Source organism: Candidatus Frankia alpina, from assembly GCF_902806485.1.
Taxonomy (GTDB): domain Bacteria; phylum Actinomycetota; class Actinomycetes; order Frankiales; family Frankiaceae; genus Frankia; species Frankia alpina.
Genome location: NZ_CADCWT010000013.1, coordinates 23,773 through 44,026, shown reverse-complemented (window position 1 = coordinate 44,026; position 20,254 = coordinate 23,773). Strand labels below are relative to the sequence as shown.

The window sequence follows — 20,254 nt, the reverse complement described above, 5'->3', positions numbered from 1 at the left end:
TTGTGGATTTGTGGATTTTATATCTTCAACGTCAGCATCGACCGCAACGGGACCCGCCCCCGCCGGTCCGCGTCGCCACACTCCCGCGGTGCGCTGCCGGGCCTACCGAACCGCGCCGATGATACGCGAACTGCCGTCCCATTCTATGGCCTGCGGCCCCGCCGTCACGAGGGACTAACGCGATCAATCGGTTAGAAGAATCACAGAATTACACGCCCGGATCGACTCTCCGTCATCCCTTTCCAGAGTCATCGGCTTCCGGACACCCTCCACGCCAGGCGCCCCGCCCGGTCCGACCGCGGGCCGCATCCGGCCCGCCGACACCCCCTCCGCTAGATCTCGCCGGCACCGGCGCGCCGGCCTTCCTCGCCCCCCGGCAGGTGCTGACCGGCGCGGGGTCCGCCGCCACGGCGGGAGCGGCCCTGCGCACCTGGGGAGTGGCCTCGGGGCGGGTGCTCATCGTCGTCGCCCGCGCCGCCGACCTCGCCCACGCCCACGCCGTCGGCGGCGGCGGCGGCAGCGGCGGCAGCGGCGGCAGCGGCGGCAGCGGCACGCTGGACCTCGCCAAGGCCGTCGCCCTGCTTGCGACGAACACGGGCGGGATCGCCGACTGGATCGGGGTCGTCGAGCCGCCGGTGCCGGTGGCACCGCTGCTGCTCGTGCCGACGACCACCGGCACCGACTCGGAAGCGACCCGCATCTCGATGATCACGATCGACGGTGCGAAGCGCATCGTGAGCTGCGCCCAGTTCGTCCCGCTTGCCGCCGTCCTCGACGCCGACCTGGTGGCCGACCTCCCCGCGGCGATGGTGGCCTCACATCGGATTGGCCGCCGTCCCAGGCGATCCCGGCCCGCAGGGCGGTCGCGGTACTCCGGTCGTCCCCGCGGCAATGGACGGCCGCGCCGGGCGAACTCGCCGAGACGGCTGCGCTGGCCGACCCGGGCCGCGTCCACGTGCTGCCCTGGGACCTCGCCGCGCCCGAGACCGCCGACGACCTCGTCGCCGGCGTGCAGCAGCTGGCCGGGCCGCTGCACGGCGTCGTCCACGCGGCCGGTGTCCTAGCACCGGGCGCCGGCCACGGACTTCCCGCCGACGCCTGGGCGCGCATCCTGACGGTCAACCTGAGCGTGCCGTTCTTCCTGAGCACCGCGGTGCACCGGGCGCAGGCGGCCCGGGGCGAACACGGCAGCCACGTGTTCATCGGGTCGTCGGCGAGCTCGATCGGGCTGCGGAACGTCACCGCGTACGCCGCCAGCAAGGCCGGCGTCCTCGGCGTCGTGCGCGCGCTCGCGGTGGAGTGGGCGGCGAGCGGCGCCCGGGTCAACTGCGTCGCCCCCGGCTACATCCGCACCGCGCTGACAGCGGACCTGTTCGCCGATGCGCAGCGCGCCGCCGCGGCGGCGCGCTGCTGCGGGAGTTCAGCGAGCAGCACGGCATCGCCTTCCAGGAGCTCGGCAAGCTCGTCGGCGCCGAGGGCAGACGTTAAGCGGTCGGTGACGGTCCGCTATCGCCCGGCCGGGCACCCCGCCCCGATGCCTGGCAGGATGATCGACATGGCCGGAAGCACCGCGGGGCCGAGCGCCCCCTCCGACGGCGCAGAGCGCCGCGCGCACGTCCGGGGCGCCGAGCTCGCCTACACCGACGCCGGCACGGGTCGCCGTCTACGCCCACGGCCTCACCCAGAGCCGCGCATCGGAGACGGCCTCGGGCCTGTTCGGCTGGGCCCCCGTCGTCGCCGCGGGCCGGCGTCTGGTGCGCTACGACGCCCGGGACCACGGGCAGTCCACCGGCGGCCCTCTCCCGGCGCAGTACTACCTGGCCGCAGCTCGCCGACGACCTGCTCGCGCTGCTCGACCAGCTCGCCGGCCCCTCGCCGGTGGCGGGGATCGGCTCTTCGATGGGCACGGCCACCCTGCTGCACGCCGCCGTGCGCGCCCCGGGCCGCTTCGATCGGCTCGTGCGCTGACCGCACCCCCGACCGCGTGGGCGTCGCGGGCGGCCCAGGCCGACCTGTACCGGCGGGGCGCCGACCTGGTCGAGACGCGCGGCCCGGGGCTGTTCGCCGAGCTCGCCGCCAGCGCGCCGGTGGCCGCCGTCTTCGCCGACCTGCCCGGCTACCCGCCCGCGCCCGACGTCAGCGAGAAACTCTTCCCCTCGGTCCTGCGCGGCGCCGCCGACTCCGGCCTCCCCGCCGAGCAGGCGCTGACCACCCTCGACCTCCCGGTCCTGATCCTGGCCTGGACCTCCCGGTCCTGATCCTGGCCTGGGCCGGCGACCCGGGCCATCCGGTCTCCACCACCGAACGGCTCGCCGCTCTCATCGGCCACGCGCAGCTCCAGGTCGCCGAGACCGGCGCGCAGCTCGCACGCTGGGACGCGCTGGCTGCGGACTTCCTCGGCTCGGGCGCGCCCGGCGGCGCCGACAGCGCCTGATCACCGCCCCCGGCCCTCCCACGCGGCCAGATCCTGCTACCGGCAGCAGAACTGCTGGAGGTCGATGGCCGCCCTGCACCGACCGTCAACCGCCACCAACCTCCAGCAGTCCGCCCAGGAGCAGCAGCCACGGGAGATCCTCCCGCCCCGGCCGCCACGCAATCCCCCGCGCAACCCCTTGCCACCACCGCCCACCAATCCGACGCCCGCATCCCGATTCCCGGCCAGATCGTGCCGAGGCTTAGGTACGGATTTTCGCCCGAAAACCGTCAACAGCCCTCGGCGCGATTTTGCAATCAGAGAATGACGGAAAGTGAACGGCTATCGGGCAGGCGGCAGGCGGCAGGCGGCAGGCGGCAGGCGGCAGGCGGCAGGCGGCAGGCGGCAGAACAGGATCGCGGACCTGCCGTCTACCGCCCCGCGGCCGGGGCGCTCTGCGCGGCGCGCAGCAGCAGCTCGGCATGGCGCAGGATCGGCGCGTCGACCATCCGGCCCTCGAAGGCGAACACGCCCACGCCCGCCTCACGCGCCGCTGCCAGCACGCGGCGCGCCCAGGCCACCTCATCCGCCAACGGCGCGAACGCCGTCCGCACGACCGGGACCTGGGTAGGGTGGATGCAGGCCTTGAGGCCGAAGCCGCTGGCCGCGGCGTCGCGCGCCTCGTCGTCCAGCCCGTCCAGGTCGGCGATGTCCAGATAGACGGCGCCGATCGCCTGGCGGCCATGGGCGCCGGCGGCCAGCAGGACGGCCGCGCGGGCGTACCGGGCGACGTCGCGGTAGCGCCCGTCGTCGAAGCGGCTCGACCGGCCGCCCAGCCCGGCGACGAGGTCCTCCGCGCCCCACATCAGGCCGACGACGTTCGCCGCCGCGGCCAGCTCCGGCGCCGCGAGCACCCCACGGGCTGTCTCGCACAGCGCGAGGACCGCGAAGCCGGCGAGCTGGGCGACCTGCGCCGCCGACTCCGCCTTCGCCAGCATGACCAGGCGCACGCCCGTCCCGTCCAGCGCCGCGAGGTCCGCGGCGAAGTCCGGGGTGCCGGCCGGGCTGACCCGCACGACGGTGCGGGCCGGGTCGAGGTCCGGCAGGGCCGCCACCAGCGCCGCCCGGGCCGCGGGCCGCGCCGGGGGCGCCACGCCGTCCTCCAGGTCGAGGATGACGAGGTCCGCGGCAGCCGCCGCGCGGGCGAAGCGGTCCGAGCGGTCGGCGGGGCAGAACAGCAGCGTCGTGCCCGCCAGCCCAGCCGTGCCTGTGAGCTCAGCCGGCATCCGACCGCACCCCGTCCCGCGGGGCCGCGACTGAGTCCGCTCCCGCGGGGCGCAGGAGCATCAGCGCCGAGCGGGTCGCCGTGGCGACCACCACGCCGTCCTGGTTGCGCGCCGTGTGCTCGAACTCGACGACGCCCGTGTCCGGCCGGCTGCTCGACAGCCGCCGGCTACGCACGACCGTCTCCGCGTAGAGGGTGTCCCCCACGAACACCGGCGCGGGGAAACGCACCGCGCCGAAGCCGAGGTTCGCCACCGTCGTGCCCTGCGTCAGTTGCGCCACCGACAGGCCCACCAGCGTCGACAGCGTGAACAGGCTGTTGACCAGCCGCTGTCCGAACGGCTGCGTCGCGCTCCAGGCCTCGTCGAGGTGCAGAGCCTGCATGTTCATCGTCAACGTCGTGAAGAGGGTGTTGTCCGCCTCCCCCACCGTGCGGCCCGGCCGGTGCCGGTACACGACCCCCTCGGCCAGCTCGTCGTAGTAGAGCCCGCGCTGCTCGACGACGGGCCGGTCGTCCACCGCGGCCCGGCCGTCCACCGCCGCCATCAGCAGGCACCAGACGTGACCGGTGGCCGACCGACGTGCGCCGCGCCCGCCCGGGAGACCGAAGCGCGCATGATCACTCTCCTCTGGTCCAGGGCGAACGCACGCGGCTTCTCCTCGTCGACGACGCCCGGGCGCCCTGCCCGCCGGACCGCCGCGCCGTCCCGGCCGGCGTCCGTTGCCCTCATGGAAGGTTGCCCCCCATAGAAGACGGGCCGGGCGAGCTGACCGAACACCCGCTCACCTGCCCCCTAGCCGCCTGGCCTGGTCAGCGGGGGGCCATGCGGATCGCGCCGTCGAGGCGGATCACCTCACCGTTGAGCATCGGGTTGGCGACGATGTGCTCGACCAGCGCCGCGTACTCGTCCGGGTTGCCCAGCCGGCTCGGATGCGTGACCTGCCGCCCCAGCGACTCCCGGGCCTGCTCGGACAGCCCGCCGAGCATCGGCGTCTCGAACAGGCCCGGCGCGATGGTGACCACCCGGATCGCCCGGTCGGCGAGGTCCCGGGCGATGGGCAGCGTCATGGCGGCGACGCCGCCCTTGGACGCCGAGTAGGCGGCCTGCCCGATCTGCCCCTCGAACGCGGCCACCGAGGCGGTGTTGACGATGACGCCGCGGTCGCCGTCGACCGGCTCGACCGCCGCGATCCGCTCAGCGGCGAGCCGGATGACGTTGAACGTCCCCACGAGGTTGACGTGGACGACCTTCGCGAAGGCCTCCAGCGGGAACACGCCGCCCCGCCCCAGCACCCGGATCGCGTTGCCGGTGCCGGCGCAGTTGACCACGACCCGCAGCGGGCCGAGGGCCTCGACGGCGTCGAGGGCGGCGCCGACCTCCTCGGGGCTGGTGACGTCCGCCGCGACGAACCGCGCGTCGTCCCCGAGCTCCTTGGCCACGGCGTCCCCGGCCGAGCTGGGCAGGTCGAGCAGCACGACCTTCGCCCCGGCCGTCAGCAGACGCCGCGCCGTGGCGAGGCCGAGTCCGGACGCGCCGCCGGTGACCAGAGCGATGCTGCCTGAGATGTCCATGCCTCGATCTCCTTCGTGGGTCGGGGTCAGTTCGTGGGTCGGGGTCAGAAGGCGGGTCGGGGTCAGAAGGCGGCGTAGCCGCCGTCGAGCAGGATGCTGTCGCCGGTGTGGAAACCGGACGCGGGCGAGGCCAGGTAGACGGCGATGCCGGCGAAGTCCTCCGGGCGGCCCCAGCGGCGCATGGGCATGCGCGGCAGCACCCGCTCGGTGAAGCGTTCGTCGTGCAGGCCCTGGTGGGTCATGGGCGAGTCCGTCCAGCCGGGCAGGATGGCGTTGGCCCGGATGTCGTGGCGCGCCAGCTCCACCGCGGCCGCCCGGATCATGGCGGTCAGCCCGGCCTTGCTGGCGCCGTAGGAGTAGACGCGGGCCTGCCCCTGCAGGACCGCGAGGCTGGAGGTGGCGACGAGGCTCCCCCCGTTGCCGAAGCGCACCATCGCGCGAGCCGCCTCCCGCAGGGTCACGAACGCCCCGTCTAGGTCGACCCGCGTCACCTCGCGGAACTCCGCGAGCGAGGTCTCCAGCAGCGGGTGGAAACGGGACGCGACGCCGGCGTTGACGAAGCAGGAGTCGAGCCGGCCGAAGGACGCGGCCGCCTCGGCCATCGTCGCGACCACCTGGTCCTCGTCGCCGACGTCGCAGAGATGGCCGGTGGCCAGCCCGCCCGCCGCGGCGATGCGCGCGACGGCGGTGGCGTTCTTGGCCGCGTTGGTCCCCCAGACGCAGACGTGGGCGCCGGCGGCGGCCAGCCCGCCCGCGATGCCCAGCCCGATCCCGCCGTTGCCGCCGGTCACCACGCTGACGTGACCGGTCAGGTCGAACGGGCTGCGCGCCGCGGGCACGTCCGCCGCCACGGCACCGCCCGGTGGCCGCCGGCCCGACTCCCGCACGATGCTCATCGCCGATCCCTCGCTCATCGCCGGTCCTTCCTGTGCCAGAACCGCTTCCGAGCGCGGCGCCGACCCGGCCGTAGGATCACCACAGTATTTTAGTCAACCATCGCATCGGTCAAATAAACTCTTGACTACGAGCCCCGCGATGGGGGACGGTCGGCTCAGTCCCGACGTGACCCGCGCCACGGCCCGGCCGCGGCCCACCCCCACGAACCGCCCCACCGGCGGGCGGTTTCCATGACCGCTGCGGCCCGTGGACCAGCCACGTTCCCTCGCCGCGCCCACGGGCCGCGGACAGTTCCGACGGAGGTCGAGATGGACGAAAGCGCCAAGGGCAGACCCTGGTGGAGGACGATCTCACCGTCTCCCCCGACGTACTCGCCGCGCTGGTCCGCGCCGTCGGCAGCCCCGCGGGGGCGGCGACGGCCGCCCTCGTCCCCTACTTCGGCGCGGCGGTCGGCGGCGAGTCGACGGCCGTCGACGGGCTCGGCCTCGACCTGTCCCGCGCCCTGCTCGCCGGCATCGACTACGACTGGCGCCGCCCCTTCGCCCCCGGCGAGCGGGTGCACGTGCGGGTCACCGTGGAAGACGTCTTCCGCAAGGGCGCCAACCAGTTCGGGCTGCTCGCCGCGGAGTTCACCGATGCCGCGGGCGACCTCGTGCAGCGCCAGACCGTCACCTTCATCGAGCGTGGGAGCGGCAAGTGACCCAGGACGACAGCGTGACCAACGGCGAGAGCGCGGCCCCCGACGGGAGCGTGACGCTCGGCGAGCGCACCCGCGGTCCCGTGACCCGCGTGCAGATCGCCCGCTACGCCGGCGCGGTGGGCGACTTCAACCCGGTCCACGTCGACGACGAGTTCGCCCGCGCCTCCGGCCTGCCGTCGGTCATCGCGCACGGCCCGCTCACCGTGACACTGGCGCTCGACGCCGTGGTCGAGCAGCTCGGCCCCCAGGCCCTGCGCTCCGCCGAGGCACGGCTGTCCGCGCCGGTCTTCCCCGGCGACGAGCTGACGGTGGTGCCCACCGCCGACGGCGTCGAGGTGCGCAAGGCCGACGGCACGGTGGCGGCGACGGTACGCCTGGAGACGGGGACGCGCTGATGGGGCACGAGTACATCACCCTGGACGACGAGCCTCGCGGCGTGCGGGTGCTCACGCTGAACCGGCCGGACCGGATGAACTCCTGGAACGCGGCGATGCGCCAGGAGCTGCGCGACGCCGTCGAGGACACCGCGCTCGACCCGGGGGTGCGCGTGCTGATCATCACCGGCGCGGGCGAGCGCGCGTTCTCCGCCGGCGAGGACGTCGGCGGCATGGGTGACCTCACGGCGCTCGGCACCCGCGGGTTCCGGGCGCATGCCTGGCGCATCCACGACGTCTTCGACACGATCGAGGCGATGGAGATCCCGATGATCGCCGCCGTCGACGGGGTGGCCGCGGGCGGCGGGGTGGCCGCGGGCGGCGGGTTCGAGCTGGCCCTGTCCTGCGACTTCCGGGTGGCCGGCGACAACGCCCGGTTCGTCATGCCGGAGGCGAAGGTCGGCCTCATCCCCGGGTCGGGGGGCTGTTCGCGCCTCGTCACGTACGTGGGGCGGGGCCGAGCGAAGGAACTGGTCATGCTCGGCGGCACCCTGCGTCCTGACGTCGCGCTGCAGCTCGGCCTGGTCACCGAGGTCGTGCCGGCGGGGACGGCACTCGACGCCGCCCGGGGGATGGCCGACCGGCTCGCCGCGATGGCGCCGCTCGCCCTCGGCATGGCCAAGCTCGTGCTCAACACCTGCGCAGACGTCGACGGCGAGACCGGCCGCCGGCTGGAACGTCTCGGCCAGAGCGTGCTCAAGACCACCGAGGACCACCGCGAGGGCGCCGCCGCGTTCATCGAGAAGCGGACCGCACAATGGCAGGGGCGTTAGGCCAGGCCGTCGACCAGCGGTTCTGGAACCGGGCGACGCAGACCGCCGATCGGGAACGGCTCGACGCGCTGCACCTCGCCCGGATCCGCCACCTGGTCGGCTGGGCCTACGACAACTCCCCGCTGCACCGGCGGATCTACGACGCCGCCGGGGTGAAGCCCGCCGACATCCGCACCTGGGACGACTACCACCACCGGCTGCCGTTCACCGACAAGCCCGACTACGTCCGCGACCAGGAGAGCTCGGAGTCGGGGTTCGGCGGTCTGGCACTCGGCCCGGAGCACTGGCAGCAGTACTTCCACACCACGGGCACCACGGGCCGGTTCCTGCACGAGGCGTTCAGCCAGTTCGAGATGCACAAGGCGGGCACCCAGCTCTGCTATGGCCTGTGGAGCCAGGGAGCCCGGCCGCGCGACTCGATCTACTTCTGCTTCGACTTCGGCATGTGGGTCGGCCTGTGGACGTACTACTGGGGGGCGCGCAACCTCGGCCTGACCATCGTCTCCGGCGGCGGGGCCACCGGGGAGCAGCGGGTCCGCCACATCCTCGAGCGCCGCCCCGCCATCGTCTACGCCACCCCCACCTATCTGCTGCATCTGGCCGAGATCGCCGAGCGGGCGGGCCTGGACCTGCGCCGCGTCGGGGTGCGCATCCTGGCCGGCGGCGGCGAGGCCGGGCTGTCGGTGCCGCGCATCCGGGAGCGGCTCGCCGAGGCCTGGGGCGTCGAGCGGATCCACGACGCCTACGGCATCGGGGAGGCGCTGTTCATCGGCCAGTCCTGCGACGTGTGGGCCGGCGGGGTGCACGCGATCGAGGACGTCTGCCACTCGTACTCGGTGGACCCCGACTCGGGCGAGCCGGTCACCGACGCCGACGGGGTCGGCGAGCACGTCATCACCAGCTACACCCATCTCGTGCAGCCGTTCATCAAGTACCGCACGCACGACCTCGTCCGCCTCGACGATCGTCCCGACCACGGCTGCGGGTGGACCTGGAAGCACTTCCCGGGCGTCGTGCTCGGCCGGTCCGACTTCATGGTCACCATCCGTGGGGTCAACGTGTACCCGACCGCGGTGGAGAACCTGATCAGCGAGGTCCCGGGGCTGACGCACCACTACGAGCTGCACCTGTCCCGCCGCGACGGCATGGATCGGATGCTGGTCCGGGCCGAGGCCGCGGCGGGGGTCGGCGCGCTGGTCGACCTGGCGGCACGGCTGTCCGCGCACCTGCGCGACCACCTCGGCGTCCGGCTGGAGACCGAGGTCGTCCACGCCGGGACGCTGCCGCGCTACGAGCTGAAGACCAGACGGATCTTCGACGCCCGCGAGCCGGGCGCACGAGCCGCCACCCCCCGAGAAGGGCGCTGAACGGTGACTGGCGTGGCACAGGGAACACGGACCCGCACGGATCTCGACCCGCTCCCACCACCGAACCCGAACACCGGACCGGGGTTGGGCGCCGACGTCGAGCGGCAGCGCGCCCGCCTGCTCGCGCTGCACGCCCTCCTGGCCCGGGAGCGGGAAGGCGCCCTGTCGCCGGCGATCGAGCGGGCGCTGGAGACGGCCCAGATGTACCTGTTCCTCGCGCTGGGCTACGTCGGCCACACCGACGAGCTGTTCCCCGACGAGCTCAACGACCCCAGCGAGCTCGACGAACCCGACGAGATCCGGGCCGCCCCGGCTGCCTCCCCGTCGACCGATCCGACCGAAGCCGAGGGAATCGAATCATGACATCCGCCGACCACAGCGATGGCGTGCACGACGACCTCAGCGTGCACGACGACCTCAGCGTCTACGTGTTGCCAGGGCGGGCGGGCGACCCCGCCCGCGCCCTGCGGGAGGCGCGCGACGCCGAGCGGGCCGGCTTCGGCGCGGTCTACGTCAGCGAGCGGCTCGACCTCAAGGAGGCCGGGGTGGTCTGCGGGGCACTCGCCGCGACGACCGAGCGGTGTCGCGTCGGGACCGCCGTGATCCATCAGGGCACCCGCCATCCCCTCACCATCGCCGCGCTGGCGGCGACTGCGCACACGATGAGCGGCGGCCGGTTCGTCCTCGGGCTCGGCCGGGGACTGGGCGCGCTGGCGCCCTCGCTCGGCGTCGCGGCGCCGACGCTGCGCGGCCTGGAGCACCTGGTGGGCATGCTGCGGCGGCTGTGGACGGGCGAGGCGATCCGAGAGGAGGGGGCGGCGGGGTCGTTCCGCGGGATGCGCTTCTCCGACCTGCCCGCGGACGGCGCGCCGCCGGTCGTCCTCGGCACCATCGGGCCACGCGGGCTCGACCTCGCCGGGCGGGTGTTCGACGGGGTCATCCTGCACCCGTTCCTCACCGTCGACGCGGTGGCCGCCGCGGTGGCGGCGGTGCGTAGCTCCGCGGCGCGGGCCGGGCGCGACCCGGCGTCGGTCCGGGTCATCACCACCCTCGTCGCCGCGCCCGACCTGCCGCCCGACCGGGCGGACCTCGCGGTGCGGGCGCAGGCGGTCAGCTACTTCCAGGTCCGCGGCCTCGGGGAGCTGCTGGTCGAACGCAACGGCTGGGACCCGGCGGTGCTCGACCGGCTGCGGGCCCATCCCACCCTGACCGGCCGCGGCATCGCGGACACCGCCGTCACCCGCGACCGGCTGGTGGACTCCGCCGAGCTGATCCCCGCGCAGTGGTTCGACACCGGCGCGGCGATCGGGTCCAACACCGCATGCGCGCGGCGGGCGGCGGACTACCGCGCGGCGGGCGCCGACGAGGTGCTCGTGCATGGCGCCTCCCCCGCCGAGGCCGCCGCCATGGCCGCCGTCTGGGGTGCCCTGCACTCCCGTCCGGCCGCCGCACCCGCCTTCGCCGCCGCGGGCGGCGCGGCCGCCGGCTGACCAGCCCCGCGAGGAGCTACCCCGTCCCGCGACGAGCAACCAGGCCCGCAAGGAGCACAGACAGGAGTCGCCGTCATGCAACGCACGCTCTTCGAGGCCGAACACGAAGAGTTCCGCGAATTGCTGCGGACCTTCGTCACGAAGGAATGCCAGCCGCACCACGAGGAGTGGGAGCGTGCCGGCGTCGTCGACCGCAGCGCCTGGCGCCGGGCCGGCGAGATGGGCCTGCTCGGGCTCACCGTGCCCGAGCAGTACGGCGGCGCCGGGCTGAACGACCCCCGCTACGACGTGATCGTCACCGAGGAACTGGCGTTCGGTGGCATCACCGGACTCGGGCTGTCGCTGCACAACGAGCTGCTCGCCCCCTACCTGGTCGGCCTGACCAGCGACGCGCAGAAGGCGCGTTGGCTGCGCGGCTACTGCTCCGGCGAGACCGTCACCGCCATCGCGATGAGCGAGCCCGGGGCGAGCAGCGACCTGCGCGGCATCCGCACGACCGCCATCCGCGACGGCGACCGCTTCGTCGTCAACGGCGCCAAGACCTTCATCAGCAACGGTCTGCTCGCCGACCTCGTCGTCGTGGCGGTCAAGACTGACCCGGCGGCCGGGCGGAGCTCGCTCAGCCTGCTCGCGGTGGAGCGCGCCATCCCCGGCTTCGCCGGGGGACGCAAGCTCGACAAGGTCGGCCTGCGCGCGCAGGACACCGCCGAGCTGTTCTTCGACGACGCCCGGGTGCCGGCGACGAACCTGCTCGGCGAGGAGCACCGCGGGCTGCACTACCTGATGCGCAACCTGGCGGCCGAGCGGCTGTCCATCGCCGTCGGCAGCGTCGCCAGCGCCCGGCGGGCCCAGGAGCTGACCAGGCAGTACGTGCGCAGCCGCACGGCGTTCGGCACCACGATCGGCAGCTTCCAGAACACCCGGTTCGTCCTGGCGGCCCTGCACGCCCGCACGCTCGCCGTCCAGGCGCTCGTCGACGGCTGCGTCCAGGCCAGGATCGCCGGCACGCTCACCCCGCAGGACGCCGCCGCGGCGAAGCTGCTGGCCACGGAGCTGGAGTTCGACGCGGTCGACGCCGGGGTCCAGCTGCACGGCGGCTACGGGTGGATGGAGGAGTACCCCATCGCCCGAATGTACCGCGACGTGCGGATCACCCGGATCTTCGGCGGCAGCAGCGAAATCATGAAGGAGGTCGTGGGTCGCGCGCTGCGCCTCGACGACCCCACTGCCCCCTGAACCCGGCCACCTGCTTATCCGGAGACTTCCGCGTCCGATTTATCCCTCCGGATAAGCAGTGCTGATTTCATTCGACTCGTGAGTTGACAATAATGGTGGACCTTCCTACGATGAGGTCATGGGAGATGCGATGGTGGGCGAGCGTCGGGTGTACCGGGAGAACGATGCCGACATCCCGAGCGAGTTCTCCGACCTGCTGGTGCGCATGCTCGTGCACCACCTGGAGAACTCGACGAACCGGCACTACACCGAGCTGCTGAGCCACCTGTGGGAACGCTGCATGACGCTCGCTCCCGAGGAGCGGCTGAAGACGACCTTCGCGAAGCTCATGCAGCAGGAGGTCGAGCACGGCGTCATCACGGCGCGGATCCTGGCGGGCCTGGGCGTCGGCACGATCAAGCAGCCGATCAAGCAGTACCTGTTCCACCTGCCCATCGACACGTTCTGCGACATGGCGTACTTCAACGCCCTGGGCGACCGGGTGGGCTGCTACATCGGGGAGACGTGGGAGGACGTGCCCTACGAGCCCCTGTTGAACGTGGCGGAACGCCTGCACAAGGACGAGGTGTTCCACGCGACGTTCGGCCTGTCGAACCTGCGCCGGGTGTGCGCCGATCCGGCCGGGCTGGCGGAGGCCAACGAGAAGATAAAGATCTGGTGGCCGGCCGCGCTGGACATGTTCGGCCGGTCGGACTCGGAGTTCAGCGACGCCTACGTCCGCTGGGGCCTGCGCAAGCTCAACAACGCCCAGCTGCGCCAGCAGTACATCGCCGACACCCGTCCGCTGCTGGAGGAAATCGGCATCACCGTTCCCGCGGACACAGCGAACCGCCGCTTCCTGTAAGGGCGCGCGCATGAGGCAGGAGCGGTCATGAGGCAGGACGGGGCGCCACCCCCCGCCGATCCCGCACCGGGCCCCGCGACGCCGCGCACCCGGACGGTCGACGTCCACCGCTACGGCCCCGACGCCGTCGTGCTCGACGTCCACCTCGGGCAGTACCGTGAGGTCTTCTTCGTCCTCACCGGCGACAAGAGCGTGACCATCACGATGCTCGACGGCAGCGACCCGACCCATCACGAGGCCCAGGTCTTCGTCTTCGCCAAGCCGTGGCAGTGGTCACTCGACGCCCCCGACGAGGAAGTCCTGCTCCGGGTGTGGCAGTCCGTCGGCGTCCAGCGCTGACCCACCCGCGAACCACCGGGGGGGGATTCCGGCCCGGCGCGGTCTCGCCACCGCGGTCCCAGTGTCACGGTCTGATCGGCCCCGCTACCGGGAAGTGTCCCTGGACGGGTATGACTTATCGGTTGGCGGAGCCGTCATCTTCATGATCACCGGGCCGGGGGTGTCGTCCCACCCGCCACCGACAGAAAACCGCCACGAATCACCAAACCGGATGGCCTCCGCCCCCGATCCCGCGCCGACCGTCGATCTGCCTCCGACCCGAAGCCGACAGCCGATCATGGTGTTCCGCAGAACCGGCTCCCACCCGACCCAGCGAGGACGGTCCTCTGCCGGCCCGCCGCAGGCCGGGCGACAGCGGCCTCGGGAACCGGTCGATCAGCGATTCGACGAGAGGTCGTCGAGCAGGGGGAACAGTCGCGCGATGACCGCGACGGGCGCGGTGCCCGCCGGTCGTGATCCCGACTGGATCTCACGATCGCGGTAGTCGGCGATCAGATCGCGGATGGCCGCAGCCATCGCGGTGAGCTCCGCGGTGTGAAGTGCACGACCTGGCTGTACGGGTCGGCCAAGGCCTGCGGGGCGCCGGCCGGCGGGGGGCGGGGTCGACCGGGAGCCCGGAAGGTAGGCGGGGGGTCAGCTCACCGGGGCCAGCAGGTTGACCGGCTTGTCGTTGAGGCCGTCGCGGACGCTCGTCCACTTGCCGCCGGTGTACTGGTCGACGCCGATCTGGTGACCGCAGACGGCGACGAACGGCGCCTGGCCGCACTTGAGCGGGCCGACCTGGAGCATCGCCGGACCGGTGAAGCCACGCAGCGCCCGGTCGACGACGTCGAAGGACGTGGCCTTGTCCACGCCGACCTGGTTGACGATCTTGGCGGCGGTCATCACGGTGCCGAACGTCGGCCCGCTGAAGCCGCGCAGCTCGACGGGGGCGCTGCCCAGCGGCTTGGCGTACTTCGACGCCGCGTACTGGTAGGTCTTCATCCCGGAGTCGACCTCGGGCAGGTCGAAGTTGTAACCGTAGTTGGCGTAGTACCAGCCGTCGGGCACGGTGTCAGCGGCTCCGACGCTCTTGAGGTGCGCACGCACGGGCACGTCGGCGCACTGGTCGGTCGTAATCACCTTGGGCTTGATGCCGAGCGAGCGGATCGCGTCGTACATGCTGATGCAGCTGCTCGACGGGAAGGCGGTGATCAGCGCGTCGGCGCTGCCCGCGCCGCTGGCCTGTAGCGCCGTGGTCAGGTCCGGGGTGGTGGCCTGCAGGCTGATGAACACCGGCCGGAACTTCACCTTGGCGGCGTCCAGGATCGGCTTCACGAGCTGCTGGGCGGCGGCGCGGCCGGCGGGGGTGTCCGGGACGATGCCGGCCACCGTGCGGGCCTTGAGCTCCTCCACGGCGAAGCGTGCCATGCCCATCAGCACCCCGGGCGAGCCGGCGGTGTAGGCGACGCCGCGGGTCGTCACGAAGTCCTCGCTGGCCAGGGCGTTGCCGATGAGGATCGCCTTGCGCCCGCCCACGGCGTCGTAGAACTCCTTGTTGCCGACACTGAGGCCGCCCACGATCACCAGCGACAGCGACGCGTCGTTGGCCAGCTGGGCGCCGCAGCGGGCGGCGTCCTCCGGCACGTTGACCGAGCAGGAGACCAGCTGGATCGGCCGGCCGCCGACACCGCCGAGCTCGGCGTCGACGTAGGCCACCGCGGCCCTCGCGCCCTGCGTGGCGGACGGCAGGAAGGTGTCCTGACTGACGAATCCGATCTTGTACGGCGTGCCCTTCGCCGCGCCGGCCGAGCCGCCGGTGTAGCGCAGCGCCCAGGCGTTGTTGTCGCTGTTGGCGACGGGCGCGGAGCTCACCTCCCCGGCGCCGGCACCGCCGGCACCGTTCGCGGCGCCCCCGGACGAACCCGACGACGAACACGCCGCGGCTAAGAGCAGGGAACTGAGCGCCAGCGCCCCCGCCACAGATCGACCTCTCACCGGTACCGCCTCCCACCTGCGCCGGCCCCCAGTGGCCGACGGGTGGGAGCACCGTACGACCCCGCAATAATTTAGTCCACCAGTCGATCGAATTAATCGAGAGCCCCGCCGGCGGACCCCTCGACAACCGGATCGCCGGCCCGATCGCCGGTCCGATCGGCCGGCTGGCCGACACCCTCCAACCTGACCCGAATTTATTCGACCTGTCGGTTGACTGTAATCTGCGTCTCACCTATCGTCCCGTGCAGGTAGTGCGCACCGTCCCGACCGGGGGCGTTCCCGGTCCCGCGTGAGGGGTACATCGTGGATCTCATCGACGAACTCGACCTCAAGGTCATCGACTGCGACACCCACGTCGTGGAGCACTACGACCTGTGGACGTCCCGGGTCCCGTCGAAGTACGGCGACCGCGTGCCCCACGTCGAACGCGACGCAGGCGGCATCGAGTGGTGGGTCGCCGGCGGCAAGGTGCTCAGCCCGGCCGCGGGCCTGGCCATCGCCGGCTGGAAGGAGCCGCCCCCGAAGTTCCCCGCCCAGCTCGACATGGTCGACCCGCGCATCTGGCAGCCCGAGGGCCGCCTGGAGATCATGGATGACTACGGCATCCACGCCGAGGTCCTCTACCCGAACGTCGCCGGTTTCGGCGCCGGGCGCTACACCGACTTCGGCGACATGGAGCTGGCGCTGCTTCTCTTACAGGCGTACAACGACTGGCTGGCGGACTTCCGCCGGGTCTCGGACCGCTACGTCCCGGTCATGACGGTGCCGTTCTGGGACATCGACCTGTCGATCCAGGAGATGACCCGCTGCGCGGAGCTCGGGCACAAGGGCATGGTGTTCTCCCAGGCGCCCGAGGACTTCGGCTCCCCCATGCTCACCGATCCGCACTGGGACCGGCTGTGGGCGGCGGCCCAGGAGATGGGCCTGTCGGTCAACTTCCACATCGGCAGCGGGGACGTCACGATGCCGCAGCTGCTGCATCCCTCCGCCGGGGTCCACGCCAACTACGCCACCTTCCCGATGACGTTCTTCCTCGGCAACGCCCGCACCGTGGGCAGCCTCATCGGCGCCGGTGTGTGCCACCGCTTCCCGGACCTGAAGTTCGTCTCGGTGGAAAGCGGCGTCGGCTGGGTGCCGTTCACCCTGCAGGCGCTGGACTGGATGTGGACCGAGTGCGGCGTCGCCAAGGAGCACCCCGAGTACGACCTGCTGCCCAGCGAGTACTTCCGCCGCCAGATCTACGCCTGCTTCTGGTTCGAGCACGGCCCCACGCTGCGCACGGCGATCGACTATGTCGGCGCCGACAACATCCTGTACGAGACCGACTTCCCGCACCCGACGAGCATGTCGCCGGGGCCGGTGAGCTCGGCGCTGCCACCCCGGCAGTTCATCAACGACAAGCTCGGCGACCTCCCGCACGACGTGCTGCGCAAGATCCTGCAGGACAACGCCATGAAGCTCTACGACCTCACCTGAACCGCACGACCCGGCCGCAGCCACCGGCCCACCGGCCGCCGAGAAGGCCCGGGCACCGTGCGGTGCCCGGGCCTTCCGTCGATCTCCTGGCCCGGCAGCACGGCGCGGTTCCGCGGAATCCGAATGACCGTGTCACGTGGTTCGTGGTTCGTGGCGGTGGCGGTGGCGGGAGGACCGGTCCGAGGTCGGGGCGGCGCGTCGGTGATGCCTCAGAGGTCGAGCGGGCCGCGGCGGCGACCGCGGAGCGTGGCGGCGGCTGGCGGGTGTTCGGGATGGATGCGTGGGTGAGCGCCGATGTGGTTCCTCTGGTGGGTTCGGCGTCCTGTTTGTCCATACCAAAGGACCACATGACACCGGCCCCCCGCACGCCCCCACTCACCCGTCACCGCAAGTAACTAAATGGCCGAGCCTCGACCCGGGCCTCGGCGAACAACCACGCAGGCGCGAGGACCGTGGCGCAGTTCTGCGGAACATCGTGATCATCAGACTGGACCGGCGCTCGGATGCGTGGAGCGGTACCGCGAGTACGTCGGCACCGGGGCGGGGGCCGGTGCGGTGCGTTCTGCGCGGTCCGACACCAGCGGATCACGCAGACCGCACCGCAACCCATCCCGCCCGCCCACCTCGGCCGGCCTGTCACCGGCGCATGCTCGTGGTCGGAGGGTAGATCGGAGGGTAGAGAAAACTCGATCGGCTAGCGCGACGGCCGGGGCCGTGCCGGGGTCGTCACCTGGACGACCCGGTCCAGGTGCGGACTACGAGCGCGAACGCGGACTCGGGATCGTTCACTGCGACCGCGGCCGCGCCGCCACCGCCGCCCCCGTCGCGGCGACGCTGGAGGGGATCGCGCCGGGACTCGGCGACGAGATCGGCCTCGACCTCGACGAGGTCGATGGTGGGCGGGTCACCGTCGAGCACGCCTCGGTCCCAGACGACCGCCGTTACGCACCCCCCGCACCTCGAACGACTCCGTCGCGGGCCCCACGTCGGCCCGCCGTCCCCCGTCGGTCATCGCTGCTCCGTCCGCCTGTGCTCCGCCCGCCAGTACCGCGTCCGCCTGGGCTGCGTCCGCCCGTACCACGTCCGTCGGTGCCGGTCCGGCCGGTCGCGGCGCGGCGGGACGGCGGTCAGGCGGCAGTAGGCGGCGGTCGAGTTCGGTACCCAGGTCGGCGAAGAGGCGTTCCAGCAGGGCGCGCTCGGCGGGCGCGGCGACGGCCTCGGCGGCCCGCCACACCAGGCAGGCCATCTTCACCGAACCCAGCACCTCCCACCACCGCAGGGCCGCGAGGTCGGGTGCCCGGCCGGCGGCGGCGCCGTAGAGCTCCGGCCAGCGCACCAGGTCCACCAGGCCGCCGACCCGGTCGGTACCGACCCGCCAGCAGACGAGCTGCGCCCAGGCGAGGTCCTCCAGCGGGTCCCCGAAGTGGGCCATCTCCCAGTCCAGCACCGTGCGCAGCCCGCTGGGGTCACCGTCACCGTGACCATGCAGGATATTGCCGGTCCGGTAGTCGCCGTGAAGCAGGGTGACCCGCTCGGGCGGGGGTGGGGGGTTCGCGGCGAGCCAGCCCAGCGCGCGGTCCAGCACGGCGGTGTGCGCCTGGGGGGTCGCGCACAGCTCGCCGCTCCACCTGGCCAGCTCCCCGCCGGCGACCCGCGCCGGGTCCGGCCGGCCGCCGAGGATGTCCGCCGGCACGTCGGCGGCGTGGATCGCGGCCAGCGTCTCGGCGTACCAGGCGGCAAGCTCCGCCCGGTGCCGCACATACCAGGGGTCGCGGTGCAGCGGCCCGATCGCGGCCGTGCCGCTGCATCGCTCCATCACCAGGTACGGGCGGCCGAGTTCCTCGCCGGGACCTCCTGCCACGCCGTCGCCGCTGCCCACCACATCGGGCACCGGCCGGCCTGCGGCGTGCAGGGTGTGCAGCAGAGCGGCCTCCGCGGGGCGGCCGAGGGTCCGCCCGCCCGCGCCGACGACGCCGGCGGCGGAGTCCGCGCACAGGATCAGCGGGTGGACCACACCGTCGTGGGTCACCGCGTCGAACGACCACATCTCGCGGGAGTAGCCGCCCTTGAGCCGGTGCAGGTCGACGATGTCGACCTCGGCGAGGGCAGAGGTGGCGAGGGCGGGAGCGGAAGCGGCGAGGGTGGGGTTGCGTCCCGCTGCCAGCAGCGAGCGCAGCACGCCCGCGTCGATCCCGCGGGTGACGGCGGTCATCAGGAGATCACGCCGGCGATCTTGAGGTTGATGAGCTCCTCCTCGGAGCGGCCGAGCGCCGTGATGACCTCGTCGGTGTGCTCCCCGAGGGTGGGCGCCGGGGTGAGGACGGGCAGGTCGCCGTCGACCCGGGCGGGCACCGGGACCAGCGGCAGCCGCGCGCCGCCCGGGTAGTCGACCTGCTGGACGTAGCCGTTGGCCAGCGCCTGCGGGTCGGTGAGGGTGTCGCCGGGGACGGCGATCGGCGACCACTGGCCCTCCCTGGCTGTCGAGGGCCTTGACCAGCTCGTCGTAGCTCATGGCGGCGAAGGCGGCGTCGAGGGCCGCGACGCACGCCTCGGAATGCTCGGTGCGCAGGGCCAGGGTGGTGAACCGCTCGTCGACGGCCAGCTGCGGGTGGCCGAGCGCCGCGCACAGGCCGGGCCAGTAGCGGTCGGCCTGTAACATCCCGAGCACGAAGAAGCGGCCGTCGGCCGTCCGGTACAGGTTCGTCAGCGGGTTCGGCGGGCGGCGGCGGTCGAGCTGGACGATGTTGTCCGCGCCGATCGCCGCGGCGCCCGCGATGGAGGGCTGCATCGCCCACAGCCCGGAGCCGAACAGCGACACGTCGACGACGCTGCCCCGGCCGGTCCGTTCCCGCTGGTAGAGCGCCCCGGCGATGCCGCCGGCCAGGAACATCCCGCTCTGGATGTCGCCGTAGGCGGGGCCGGGCAGCAGGATCGGGAAGTCGTAGCCCGGCGGCACCGACGCGGTGCTGGCCCCCGACCGGCTCCAGTAGGAGATGCCGTCGAAGCCGCCCTTGTCCGCGTCGGGGCCGACGGGCCCCTGGCCGGTGCCGCGGCCGTAGACGATGCGCGGGTTGCGGGCGTGGACCTGGTCGACGTCGATGCCGAGGCGCTCCCGGGCCGGCTGCATGAAGCTGGTGATGAACACGTCCGCCTCGTCGATGAGGCACATCAGCAGTTCGAGCCCGTCGGGGGTGGCGATGTCGATGCCGACGCCCCGCTTGCCGCGGTTGAACACCTCCCACAGTGTCGTCACGCCGCCGTCGCCGGGGCCGAAGCCGTAGGACGACAACGCCCGAACCGGGTCACCGGTCTCGGGATGCTCGATCTTGACGACGTCCGCGCCCCAGTCGGCGAGCGCGGCGCCGGCCGACGGCACGAACGCGAACATCGCCACTTCCACGACCTTGATGCCCTCGAGGATTCTGCCCATCGTCTGCCTCCACACCCCGGG

General features: G+C 72.7%; 22 protein-coding genes and 1 pseudogene. 14 read left to right on the top strand and 9 right to left on the bottom strand.

Going from position 1 to position 20,254, the window contains the following annotated elements; translation table 11 throughout:
- Positions 1-380 precede the first annotated feature (380 nt).
- The 4 genes and pseudogenes from G6R25_RS26125 (at position 381) to G6R25_RS26115 (ending at position 2,258) form a co-directional block, all read left to right on the top strand.
- Positions 381-1,064, top strand: coding sequence for an iron-containing alcohol dehydrogenase (locus tag G6R25_RS26125; RefSeq protein WP_235947329.1), 684 nt, complete (start codon positions 381-383; stop codon positions 1,062-1,064).
- A pseudogene (locus G6R25_RS03390) lies at positions 956-1,324 on the top strand (SDR family NAD(P)-dependent oxidoreductase); the annotation flags it as partial. The gene G6R25_RS26125 and the pseudogene G6R25_RS03390, both read left to right, overlap by 109 nt.
- Positions 1,300-1,488: a hypothetical protein gene (locus tag G6R25_RS26120; protein ID WP_235947339.1), complete on the top strand. Its 189-nt coding sequence runs from the start codon at positions 1,300-1,302 to the stop codon at positions 1,486-1,488. The pseudogene G6R25_RS03390 and the gene G6R25_RS26120, both read left to right, overlap by 25 nt.
- Positions 1,489-1,754: 266 nt before the next feature.
- Positions 1,755-2,258: a hypothetical protein gene (locus G6R25_RS26115; RefSeq protein WP_235947337.1), complete on the top strand. Its 504-nt coding sequence runs from the start codon at positions 1,755-1,757 to the stop codon at positions 2,256-2,258.
- Between the two features lie 586 nt (positions 2,259-2,844).
- On the opposite strand, the gene G6R25_RS03380 is transcribed toward G6R25_RS26115, so the two are convergent.
- The 5 genes from G6R25_RS03380 to G6R25_RS03360 all read right to left on the bottom strand — a co-directional run bounded on the left by G6R25_RS03380 (position 2,845) and on the right by G6R25_RS03360 (position 6,184).
- Complete coding sequence (locus tag G6R25_RS03380) at positions 2,845-3,699, bottom strand: HpcH/HpaI aldolase/citrate lyase family protein (protein ID WP_163551706.1); 855 nt, start codon at positions 3,697-3,699, stop codon at positions 2,845-2,847.
- Entirely contained in the window at positions 3,689-4,243 is a 555-nt protein-coding gene (locus G6R25_RS03375; protein WP_163551704.1) for a MaoC family dehydratase, read from the bottom strand. The genes G6R25_RS03380 and G6R25_RS03375 overlap by 11 nt, the downstream gene beginning before the upstream one ends.
- Positions 4,243-4,428 (bottom strand): hypothetical protein, encoded by a 186-nt coding sequence (locus G6R25_RS03370; RefSeq protein ID WP_163551702.1) that lies wholly within the window; start codon positions 4,426-4,428, stop codon positions 4,243-4,245. Before G6R25_RS03370 ends, G6R25_RS03375 begins: the two co-directional genes overlap by 1 nt.
- An 80-nt stretch (positions 4,429-4,508) precedes the next feature.
- Complete coding sequence (locus G6R25_RS03365) at positions 4,509-5,270, bottom strand: 3-hydroxyacyl-CoA dehydrogenase (RefSeq protein WP_163551700.1); 762 nt, start codon at positions 5,268-5,270, stop codon at positions 4,509-4,511.
- A 62-nt stretch (positions 5,271-5,332) separates the two neighbouring features.
- Complete coding sequence (locus tag G6R25_RS03360; RefSeq protein ID WP_205446831.1) at positions 5,333-6,184, bottom strand: SDR family NAD(P)-dependent oxidoreductase; 852 nt, start codon at positions 6,182-6,184, stop codon at positions 5,333-5,335.
- Positions 6,185-6,504: 320 nt separating this feature from the next.
- Between G6R25_RS03360 and G6R25_RS03355 the strand changes: the two genes are divergently transcribed.
- From G6R25_RS03355 to G6R25_RS03315, 9 genes are all read left to right on the top strand, one after another.
- Entirely contained in the window at positions 6,505-6,867 is a 363-nt protein-coding gene (locus G6R25_RS03355; RefSeq protein WP_235947326.1) for an FAS1-like dehydratase domain-containing protein, read from the top strand.
- A complete protein-coding gene (locus G6R25_RS03350) occupies positions 6,864-7,262 on the top strand; it encodes a MaoC/PaaZ C-terminal domain-containing protein (RefSeq protein ID WP_136449736.1) in 399 nt (132 codons plus the stop codon). The genes G6R25_RS03355 and G6R25_RS03350 overlap by 4 nt, the downstream gene beginning before the upstream one ends.
- Positions 7,262-8,074 (top strand): enoyl-CoA hydratase/isomerase family protein, encoded by an 813-nt coding sequence (locus G6R25_RS03345; RefSeq protein ID WP_163551698.1) that lies wholly within the window; start codon positions 7,262-7,264, stop codon positions 8,072-8,074. Before G6R25_RS03350 ends, G6R25_RS03345 begins: the two co-directional genes overlap by 1 nt.
- Positions 8,059-9,441, top strand: a complete 1,383-nt coding sequence (locus tag G6R25_RS03340; protein ID WP_163551696.1) for a phenylacetate--CoA ligase family protein — start codon at positions 8,059-8,061, stop codon at positions 9,439-9,441. The genes G6R25_RS03345 and G6R25_RS03340 overlap by 16 nt, the downstream gene beginning before the upstream one ends.
- Before the next feature lie 12 nt (positions 9,442-9,453).
- Positions 9,454-9,804, top strand: coding sequence for a hypothetical protein (locus G6R25_RS03335; protein WP_163551694.1), 351 nt, complete (start codon positions 9,454-9,456; stop codon positions 9,802-9,804).
- The gene (locus G6R25_RS03330; protein WP_163551692.1) at positions 9,801-10,931 is read left to right on the top strand and encodes a TIGR03857 family LLM class F420-dependent oxidoreductase; all 1,131 of its coding nucleotides are present in this window, start codon (positions 9,801-9,803) and stop codon (positions 10,929-10,931) included. Before G6R25_RS03335 ends, G6R25_RS03330 begins: the two co-directional genes overlap by 4 nt.
- A gap of 75 nt (positions 10,932-11,006) precedes the next feature.
- The gene (locus G6R25_RS03325; protein WP_163551690.1) at positions 11,007-12,167 is read left to right on the top strand and encodes an acyl-CoA dehydrogenase family protein; all 1,161 of its coding nucleotides are present in this window, start codon (positions 11,007-11,009) and stop codon (positions 12,165-12,167) included.
- Between the two features lie 118 nt (positions 12,168-12,285).
- Positions 12,286-13,011: a Phenylacetic acid catabolic protein gene (locus G6R25_RS03320; protein ID WP_163551688.1), complete on the top strand. Its 726-nt coding sequence runs from the start codon at positions 12,286-12,288 to the stop codon at positions 13,009-13,011.
- Between the two features lie 27 nt (positions 13,012-13,038).
- Positions 13,039-13,350, top strand: coding sequence for a hypothetical protein (locus G6R25_RS03315; protein ID WP_163551686.1), 312 nt, complete (start codon positions 13,039-13,041; stop codon positions 13,348-13,350).
- Positions 13,351-13,725: 375 nt separating this feature from the next.
- Here G6R25_RS03315 and G6R25_RS03310 read toward each other — a convergent pair whose 3' ends face one another.
- Positions 13,726-13,866 (bottom strand): hypothetical protein, encoded by a 141-nt coding sequence (locus G6R25_RS03310; RefSeq protein ID WP_163551684.1) that lies wholly within the window; start codon positions 13,864-13,866, stop codon positions 13,726-13,728.
- Between the two features lie 117 nt (positions 13,867-13,983).
- Positions 13,984-15,312: an ABC transporter substrate-binding protein gene (locus G6R25_RS03305; RefSeq protein WP_235947323.1), complete on the bottom strand. Its 1,329-nt coding sequence runs from the start codon at positions 15,310-15,312 to the stop codon at positions 13,984-13,986.
- Between the two features lie 318 nt (positions 15,313-15,630).
- Between G6R25_RS03305 and G6R25_RS03300 the strand changes: the two genes are divergently transcribed.
- Complete coding sequence (locus G6R25_RS03300; RefSeq protein WP_163551680.1) at positions 15,631-16,803, top strand: amidohydrolase family protein; 1,173 nt, start codon at positions 15,631-15,633, stop codon at positions 16,801-16,803.
- 726 nt (positions 16,804-17,529) lie between these two features.
- Here G6R25_RS03300 and G6R25_RS26110 read toward each other — a convergent pair.
- A complete protein-coding gene (locus G6R25_RS26110; protein WP_235947320.1) occupies positions 17,530-17,721 on the bottom strand; it encodes a hypothetical protein in 192 nt (63 codons plus the stop codon).
- Positions 17,708-20,233, bottom strand: a complete 2,526-nt coding sequence (locus G6R25_RS31225) for a CoA transferase (RefSeq protein WP_473246874.1) — start codon at positions 20,231-20,233, stop codon at positions 17,708-17,710. The genes G6R25_RS26110 and G6R25_RS31225 overlap by 14 nt, the downstream gene beginning before the upstream one ends.
- Between the last annotated feature and the right edge of the window lie 21 nt (positions 20,234-20,254).